Raw genomic sequence first — 7040 nt, 5'->3', positions numbered from 1 at the left:
ACAGGGTATGGAAGATCACGCAGTCTCCATCCACCGTCGGCTTGTTTTACTGAAAGGTATCCACCAGATTGAACTGGCGGTTGAATCATACCGGAAGCTGTTTGGTAAACTACCGACAGATATACATGAGCTGGTGAAACTTGGTACACTTGCCGCTATTCCCAAAGAACCAAATGGTGGAAATTTTTATGTTGATTTATCTGGAAGGGTTAAATCAACAAGAGACCTTAATTGAGGTTCCGTGTGGGGGTATTTGCGTCCAAGCTCTCGTACTTAGTTCCGAAAGTATCTGAACCGTTGCATCTGCCTGCCCCAGCTTTGCAATCGGATAACTGTTGGTAACAGCAACAACGTTAAGTCCTGCCCCTTTTGCGGATTGAATCCCTGCCGGCGTGTCTTCGATGGCAAATATGCTGCTTTTAGGGTTCAGTTGTTCCGGGAAGCTGTGTAGCAACAGCTCTTTGGCCTTCAGGTAGCTGGCGGGGTGGGGCTTGCTTTGGGGGACATCATCTGCCGTGACAATATGGGTAAAGTTCTGCTTAATACCCAGTTGTTCCAGGATAGGCATAATGTCTGACCGGAGTGCGCCGCTGCTGATGGCAAGTGGTATCTGTTTGTCTGACAAGTCTTTGATGAGCTCAACGACGCCGGGGTAGGGGACTACTCCCCGCGCAACTACCTGTTCAAATAGTGAGGCCTTTTGGTTGATAAGGGTTTGCAAGGTGTCGTTGCCAAGCTCTTTGCCTGCTGTACGGAATGCTTCACGGAAGGCATCCCGGTCATCAAATCCCATGTAGGTGTCTGTATATTCCTGCCATGAGTACCCCATGCCGAGTGGTTCCAGTATCTGTTGAAATACCTGGTAGTGGATCGGTTCCGTGTCAACAATAACCCCGTCAAAATCAAAAATAACCGCATCTGGATACATGGCTTGTTTTCCTTGGATAAGAATAAAGGGCAGGATTTTGGCTCCTGCCCTTTGATCTAGCATATTCTGCGGTGATTCGGAATGGTTATTTCCTGAATTTGGGAAGTGGTGAAACAATGCCAGCGGCGATATCAATAGCTTTTGTCGGGTTGCCCTGGCTATCTGTGCCGTTGGCTATTTTAGCCCGGATCCGTGCGTTTACTCGTGCCAGGTCAATACCGGTGGCGGTAACTACCTCGGCCAGAACTTCTTCTGTGGCGATGAGGTGATAGGCCATATTTTCAGTCTTTTGTACCAGTACATCAAGGGTTTCGCCAAGTGTTCCAACCAGGCTGGACAACGTTGACAGGTTTTCAACAACAAGCTGCTCACTTGAAAGAACGGTGGACTTTACAGCCGCTGCTGGTTTTCTGGTGGCCTTTGCGGCTGTCTTTTGCGGTACTTTTTTTGCCGGAGCTTTTGGTGCTGCCTTTTTAACTGACTTGGTTGTTGCCATGGTGGTAATGTCTCCTTTCGTGATGGTCGTTCATAGGAAAAAGTCAAAGATCATAGTTTATAGAGTAGCACGGACCTTGAGCTGGTCAAGTGCCTGAGTGAAAAAAATGGTATGGCTTTTACACGTTTTACGGTTGACGATTCGGGATTATGGATTATTATTGCAAGGCTTACTGTTTGGTAGGGCGTGGATTCAGCCGTCTATTGGGCAATTATCTTACATGAGGAGGAACAGAGTATGGCTTTGCGGGTTGCAATTAACGGTTTCGGACGTATCGGCAGGATGGTTCTCAGAGCGGCCTGCAAGGATAAGAATATTGAGTTTGTAGCTATCAATGACCTGACTTCTGCTGCTACGTTGGCTCACCTCTTTAAGTATGATTCTGTTCACGGAACATTCCCCGGTAAGGTTGAGGCCAAAGACGATCAGTTGATTATTAACGGCAAGGCAATTAAGATCTTCGCCATTAAGAATCCTGAAGAACTGCCCTGGAAAAAAGAAAAAATTGATATTGTTCTTGAATGTACCGGTATCTTTACTGACCGTTCCAAGGCAGAGCTTCATTTGAAGGCCGGTGCAAAGAAGGTGATTATCTCTGCGCCAGCTACGAATGAGGATATTACGATTGTTATGGGGGTCAATCATCATCTGTATGACCCCAAGAAGCACAACATTATTTCTAATGCTTCATGCACCACCAACTGTTTGGCGCCAGTGGCCAAGGTGCTGCACGAGACCTTTGGTATTGAGAAGGGACTGGTTACTACGGTTCATTCCTACACCAATGACCAGAATATTCTGGATCTTCCTCATAAGGACCTGCGGCGCGCCCGTGCTGCTGCCATGTCCATGATTCCTACCACAACCGGTGCTGCCAAGGCTGTTTCGCTGGTGCTTCCTGAGCTTAAAGGGAAGCTGGATGGTATGGCTATCCGGGTGCCAACCCCAAATGTTTCGGTGGTTGACCTGGTGGTTACCCTGAAGAAAAAGACCGATGCAGCCAAGGTTAACACGGCACTTAAGAAGGCTGCTAAAGGTGCCCTTAAAGGGGTGCTTGGCTATGAAGAGGCTCCCCTTGTTTCCATCGATTATAATGGCAATCAACTTTCTTCAATTGTTGATGCCTCATGCACCAAGGTGCAGGATGGTAATCTGGTAAAAGTTCTCTCGTGGTACGATAATGAGTGTGGCTTCTCCAACCGTGTGGTTGACTTGATGGAGTTGATTGATAGCAAAAAGTAAGCAGGTACCAAACATTGTCTGGAGGGGGATCTTTTGTCCCCCTCTTTTTTTATCAGATTACAATTTAGTCAGGAGGGTGGTTGTATGCCGATTCGCTATATTGATCAACTAAAGGACCTGAAGGGTAAGAAGGTGTTTATTCGGGTCGATTTTAACGTGCCTCAGGATGATAAGGGTAACATAACCGAAGATACCCGTATTGCAGGTGCTGTTCCAACCATTAAGTATGCGGTTGAGCAGGGGGCAAAAGTGGTGCTTGCCTCCCATCTGGGGCGCCCCAAGGGAGAGAAGAAGCCAAAATATACCATGGCCCCTGCTGCCAAGCGGCTTGCTCAGTTACTGGGTAAAAAGGTTGTTCAAGCGCCTGATTGTTTTGGTCCTGATGTTGACAAGCTGATTGATGCCATGAAGCCGGGTGATGTGGTGATGCTGGAAAATGTTCGCTTCTATCCGGGAGAAGAAAAGAATGATCCCGGGTTCGCCCGGCAATTGGTTAATGGGTGCGAAATCTATGTCAACGACGCCTTTGCCGTGTCACACCGTGCCCATGCCTCGGTTGAGGCGATTACCAAGCTGGTGCCGACTATTGTGGCCGGCTTCTTGATGAAAAATGAGATGACATTTTTTGACAAGGCGATGAGTAATCCTGTCCGTCCGTTGGTCGCTATCCTTGGTGGTGCAAAAGTCTCCGGCAAGCTGGAGGTGTTGGAGAAGCTGGTTAATAAGGTTGATAAAATTGTGATCGGTGGCGGCATGGCCTTTACCTTCCTTAAGGCGATGGGCTACGGCGTCGGCAAATCACTGGTTGAGGATGAGCTGATTCCCACTGCCAAAAAGATCATGGATAAAGCCAGGAAAAAGGGCGTTACCTTTTATCTGCCGGTTGACTGTGTGGTTGCCAACGCCTTTGAGGCAAATGCAACCAATTTTGTGACACCTGTGCAGGAGATCCCGGAAGGCTGGATGGCGCTGGATATCGGTCCAGCATCTGCCACACTGTTTGCTGAGACCTTGCGCGATGCCAAGACCGTCATCTGGAATGGTCCGATGGGGGTCTTTGAGATGGATGCCTTCTGTCGTGGCACCTTTGCGGTTGCTGAGGCGGTGGGTAACTGCTATGCCACGACGGTGATCGGTGGTGGTGATACAGACGCAGCGGTCAACAAGGCAGGTGTTGCTGCCAAAGTCAGCTACATCTCCACTGGTGGCGGCGCTTTTCTGGAACTGCTTGAAGGTAAGATTCTGCCAGGGGTAAAAGCCCTTGATGTGAAAAAATAGGGGGGCACCATGCGTACACCGCTTATTGCTGGAAACTGGAAGCTGTTCAAGACGCTGGCTGAAGCTAAATCTCTGGTTGATGAACTTGCTCCCCTGATCAGTAAGGTGCAGGGGGTAGAGGTTGTTGTTGCACCGGTGTTTACTGCCATTAGCACGGTTGCTGCAGCTGCAGAAAAAACATTGATCAGGGTGGCGGCGCAAGACTGTTACTGGGAAGAAGAAGGTGCCTTCACCGGCGAGGTCTCGCCCAAACTCTTGAAAGATGCTGGTTGTAGCCATGTTATTATCGGCCACTCTGAACGTCGGCAGTATTTTGGTGAAACAGATGAAACCGTTAATCGTAAGACCAAAGCAGCTTTAAAAGCCGGTTTGGTTGTGCTGCTGTGTGTTGGCGAAACCCTTGCCGAACGGGAATCCAATGCCACATTTAGCGTCATCAAGACTCAGGTTAGTGGTGGTCTCGCTGGTATTCCTGCAGCTGATTTGGCACAAGTTGTTATTGCCTATGAGCCGGTCTGGGCGATAGGTACCGGTCAAACTGCCAGTGATGAGCAGGCCCAGGAGGTGCATGCCTTTATACGTTCACTGGTTGCAGAACTCTATAGCTCATTAGAGGCCGATGCGCTGCGTATTCTGTATGGTGGAAGTGTGAAGCCTGAGAATGTCAAAGGACTGATGTCGCAAGCAGATATTGACGGCGCATTGGTTGGTGGCGCAAGCCTGAAAGCTGAATCATTTGCAGGGATTGTTCGCTTTCAAGGCTGATTTCATGCTTTACATCCACGTCAGCGCTGTGGTATGAATTCAGCTTCATTTTTGAGAGGATAACGAACTTTTATGACAACCTTTATTACAATTCTGCATGTGCTGATCAGTCTGTTTATTATCGGGATGGTTCTGCTCCAATCTGGCAAAGGCGCTGAAATGGGCGCTTCATTTGGAGGAGGAGGTGGTAGTCAGTCTGTATTTGGAGCCGGTGGCGGAGGAAACTTTATGACCAAGTTAACCACTGCGGCAGCCATTATCTTTATGCTTACGTCACTGACTCTGGCATATTTTTCCGGTCATATGCCTGCGTCTTCAATTATGTCTGGCAAGCAAGCCCAGAAGCCTGCCCCTGTTGCACCTGCGGCGCCGGCTCCTGTCGTCCCCGCTGCTCCTGCTAAGTAGGTTTTAGGTTGCATTATTGCTCATTGTCTGATAAATAGTACAACTCTTGTGCCGAAGTGGTGGAATTGGTAGACACACCATCTTGAGGGGGTGGCGGGCGATAGCCTGTACGAGTTCGAGTCTCGTCTTCGGCACCAACTAACATTCTAAGGCTCCTTCTCTTTGTGGAAGGGGCCTTTTCTGCTTTACATTCCAACAGTTGTTCATTATTCTTCCAAATTCCATTCGTATCATCAAAAGTCAGTGAGAGTTCATGGATATCAGTAAGATTCGCAACTTTTCAATTATTGCCCATATCGACCACGGCAAGTCCACCCTGGCAGACCGTTTGCTGGAATATACCGGTGCCCTGACTGCCCGGGAGATGCAGAGCCAGTTTCTGGACAAAATGGATCTTGAGCGTGAGCGCGGGATTACCATCAAGGCTCAGACGGTGCGTCTTAATTACACGGCAGATGACGGGAATACCTATATCCTCAATCTGATTGATACCCCAGGGCATGTGGACTTTACCTATGAGGTGTCCCGTTCTCTTGCTGCCTGTGAAGGTGGTTTGCTGGTGGTTGATGCTTCGCAGGGGGTTGAAGCGCAGACCCTGGCGAACGTGTATCTTGCACTGGATAACGACTTGGAAGTTTTTCCCGTGCTGAACAAGATTGACCTACCGGCAGCTGAGCCGGAGAGGGTCAAGCATGAGATTGAAGAGATTATCGGAATTGATGCCCATGATGCGGTGATGGCTTCTGCCAAAGAGGGAATCGGTACCCGAGAAATTCTTGAACAGATCGTTAAGAAGATTCCGGCTCCGCAGGGTGATGCCGCTGCTCCATTAAAGGCACTGTTGTTTGATTCCTGGTATGACCAGTATCAGGGCGTTATTATTCTGGTGCGACTGTTTGAAGGCACCCTGAAAAAAGGTGATAAAATTCAGCTCATGTCAACCAATAAGGCCTATGAGGCGCTTAAGGTTGGTGTGTTCGCTCCGGTAATGGTTGAGGTGCCGGAATTAACATCTGGCGAAGTTGGTTTTGTGATTGCCGGTATCAAGGATGTGGCAGATGCCAAGGTTGGTGATACTGTCACGCTGTTACACCGGCAATGTACTGAGATGCTGGGAGGGTTCAAAGAAGTAAAGCCGATGGTGTTTTCCGGTCTGTATCCGATTGACACTGCCCAGTATGAGCAGTTGCGTGATGCCCTTGCCAAGTTAAAACTGAATGACTCCTCGTTCTCCTTTGAGCCGGAGACCTCGGTTGCCCTTGGATTCGGTTTTCGCTGTGGCTTTCTGGGGCTGTTGCACATGGAAATCATTCAGGAACGTCTTGAACGTGAGTTCGGGCTTGATCTGATCACCACGGCGCCGACGGTTGTCTATCGGGTGCATAAGATGAGTGGTGAAGTGTACTCGATTCAGAGTGCCAACCAGATGCCGGAACTGCAAAGTACTGAATACCTGGAAGAGCCGTTTATCTTGGCTCATATCCATGTACCCAATGATTTTGTCGGTGGCGTACTGGCCCTTTGCGAGGATAAGCGTGGTGTTCAGCGTGAGATCAAGTATCTGACCCCAACCCGCGTCATGATCATCTATGAATTGCCATTGAACGAAATCGTGCTTGATTTTTATGATCGGCTTAAGTCGATTACCAAAGGCTATGCCTCTCTGGATTATGAACACCTGGAATACCGGCGTAGTGACTTGGTACGGTTGAATGTCTTGATCAATGGTGAAGTGGTTGATGCCCTGTCACTGATCCTGCATCGGGATAAAGCCTATTTCCGTGGTCGTGATCTGGTTTCCAAGATGAAGGAATTGATTTCACGGCAGATGTTTGAGGTGGCGATTCAGGCTGCTATCGGTAGCAAGATTATCGCCCGTGAAACCGTCAAGGCGATGCGCAAGGACGTGCTTGCCAAGTGTTATAG

Annotated in this window: 7 protein-coding genes, 1 tRNA gene and 1 pseudogene; 7 read left to right on the top strand and 2 right to left on the bottom strand. The window is 48.9% G+C overall.

Annotated features, from left to right (window positions below):
- A pseudogene (locus tag OEL57_RS12195) lies at nt 1-235 on the top strand (hypothetical protein); the annotation flags it as partial.
- Here the strand turns inward: OEL57_RS12195 and OEL57_RS12190 are convergent.
- Both OEL57_RS12190 and OEL57_RS12185 read right to left on the bottom strand, forming a co-directional pair.
- Nucleotides 215-928 (bottom strand): HAD family hydrolase, encoded by a 714-nt coding sequence (locus OEL57_RS12190; protein ID WP_300740803.1) that lies wholly within the window; start codon nt 926-928, stop codon nt 215-217. The pseudogene OEL57_RS12195 and the gene OEL57_RS12190 overlap by 21 nt on opposite strands.
- A gap of 85 nt (nt 929-1013) precedes the next feature.
- Nucleotides 1014-1424 (bottom strand): hypothetical protein, encoded by a 411-nt coding sequence (locus OEL57_RS12185; RefSeq protein WP_300740802.1) that lies wholly within the window; start codon nt 1422-1424, stop codon nt 1014-1016.
- 237 nt (nt 1425-1661) lie between these two features.
- Here OEL57_RS12185 and gap point away from each other — a divergent pair, with 237 nt between their 5' ends.
- The 6 genes from gap to lepA all read left to right on the top strand — a co-directional run.
- Nucleotides 1662-2666 carry a type I glyceraldehyde-3-phosphate dehydrogenase gene (gene gap, locus OEL57_RS12180; RefSeq protein ID WP_300740801.1) on the top strand — a complete coding sequence of 335 codons (1005 nt, stop codon included), beginning with the start codon at nt 1662-1664 and terminating at the stop codon, nt 2664-2666.
- 84 nt (nt 2667-2750) lie between these two features.
- Entirely contained in the window at nt 2751-3944 is a 1194-nt protein-coding gene (locus OEL57_RS12175; RefSeq protein ID WP_300740800.1) for a phosphoglycerate kinase, read from the top strand.
- 9 nt (nt 3945-3953) lie between these two features.
- Complete coding sequence (gene tpiA / locus OEL57_RS12170) at nt 3954-4709, top strand: triose-phosphate isomerase (RefSeq protein ID WP_300740799.1); 756 nt, start codon at nt 3954-3956, stop codon at nt 4707-4709.
- 72 nt (nt 4710-4781) lie between these two features.
- A complete protein-coding gene (gene secG / locus OEL57_RS12165) occupies nt 4782-5114 on the top strand; it encodes a preprotein translocase subunit SecG (RefSeq protein ID WP_300740798.1) in 333 nt (110 codons plus the stop codon).
- A gap of 50 nt (nt 5115-5164) precedes the next feature.
- Nucleotides 5165-5251: transfer RNA gene (locus tag OEL57_RS12160), tRNA-Leu, on the top strand.
- A gap of 116 nt (nt 5252-5367) precedes the next feature.
- On the top strand, nt 5368-7040 hold a 1673-nt coding region (gene lepA / locus OEL57_RS12155), incomplete at its 3' end, for a translation elongation factor 4 (protein ID WP_300740797.1).

The sequence above is a fragment of the Trichlorobacter sp. genome (assembly GCF_030247655.1).
GTDB lineage: Bacteria > Desulfobacterota > Desulfuromonadia > Geobacterales > Pseudopelobacteraceae > Trichlorobacter.
The sequence above is the reverse complement of the archived record's forward strand: the minus strand, read 5'-3'. Positions and strand labels throughout refer to the sequence as shown.

Bases quoted from the DNA above. Each gene is read 5' to 3' on its own strand.
- OEL57_RS12190 (WP_300740803.1), bottom strand. From the start codon at position 928: ATGTATCCAGATGCGGTTATTTTTGATTTTGACGGGGTTATTGTTGAC.
- OEL57_RS12185 (WP_300740802.1), bottom strand. From the start codon at position 1,424: ATGGCAACAACCAAGTCAGTTAAAAAGGCAGCACCAAAAGCTCCGGCA.
- gap (WP_300740801.1), top strand. From the start codon at position 1,662: ATGGCTTTGCGGGTTGCAATTAACGGTTTCGGACGTATCGGCAGGATG.
- OEL57_RS12175 (WP_300740800.1), top strand. From the start codon at position 2,751: ATGCCGATTCGCTATATTGATCAACTAAAGGACCTGAAGGGTAAGAAG.
- tpiA (WP_300740799.1), top strand. From the start codon at position 3,954: ATGCGTACACCGCTTATTGCTGGAAACTGGAAGCTGTTCAAGACGCTG.
- secG (WP_300740798.1), top strand. From the start codon at position 4,782: ATGACAACCTTTATTACAATTCTGCATGTGCTGATCAGTCTGTTTATT.